Genomic DNA, 236 nt, shown 5'->3' with positions numbered 1-236 from the left:
AAGACCGCCTGTACGTGGTCAGCGGCCACCACGACAGCCGCAACACCGACGTGAAGGACGCCACCGGCAAGGCGCCGGGCGCCCACGACGACGCCTCGGGCACCGCCGCCGTGATGGAAATGGCCTGCGTGATGGCGAAGCACCAGTTCGACGCGACCCTGGTCTTCATGACCGTCGCCGCCGAGGAACAGGGCCTGCTGGGCGCCGGCCACTGGGCGCGCCAGGCGCGCGCCAAC

General features: G+C 71.6%; 1 protein-coding gene. It reads left to right on the top strand.

Features of this window, described 5'->3' with window-relative positions; all coding sequences use genetic code 11:
• A partial coding sequence (locus tag KVT32_RS31580; RefSeq protein WP_217619582.1) for a M28 family peptidase occupies positions 1 to 236 on the top strand: 236 nt, incomplete at both ends.

The organism is Achromobacter sp. GbtcB20, from assembly GCF_019091095.1.
Lineage (GTDB): Bacteria > Pseudomonadota > Gammaproteobacteria > Burkholderiales > Burkholderiaceae_B > Achromobacter > Achromobacter mucicolens.
This window is presented reverse-complemented; position numbering and strand designations above follow the sequence as displayed.